General features: G+C 46.0%; 1 protein-coding gene. It reads left to right on the forward strand.

The genetic code is table 11. The annotated features are described in order from the left end of the window. A partial coding sequence (locus LZP73_RS19710; RefSeq protein ID WP_234236606.1) for a DUF2138 family protein occupies positions 1–315 on the forward strand: 315 nt, incomplete at both ends.

The following is a 315-nucleotide window of genomic DNA, read 5'->3' on the forward strand; positions in this document are numbered from 1 at the left end:
GACCAGCCCGCGCAGGCGGCACTGTGGCATGATAAACAAGGTCATCTTTCACATTATATGGTGCTTATCCAGCGCAGTGGTTTAAGCAAACTGCTGGAGCCATTGTTGTTTGCCGCTACCAGCGACAGCCAGTTAAGCAAGACGGAAATCAGTAGCATCAAGATAAATAGTGAAACTATTCCTGTTTATCAGTTGCGCTATAACGGCAATAACGTCCTGATGTTTGCGACTTATCAGGACAAAATATTGGCGTTTTCCAGTTCGGATATGCTGTTTAAAGATGACCAACAGGATACCGAAGCTACGGCGATCGCA

This window comes from Shewanella sp. AS16 (assembly GCF_021412365.1).
GTDB classification, from domain to species: domain Bacteria; phylum Pseudomonadota; class Gammaproteobacteria; order Enterobacterales; family Shewanellaceae; genus Shewanella; species Shewanella salipaludis.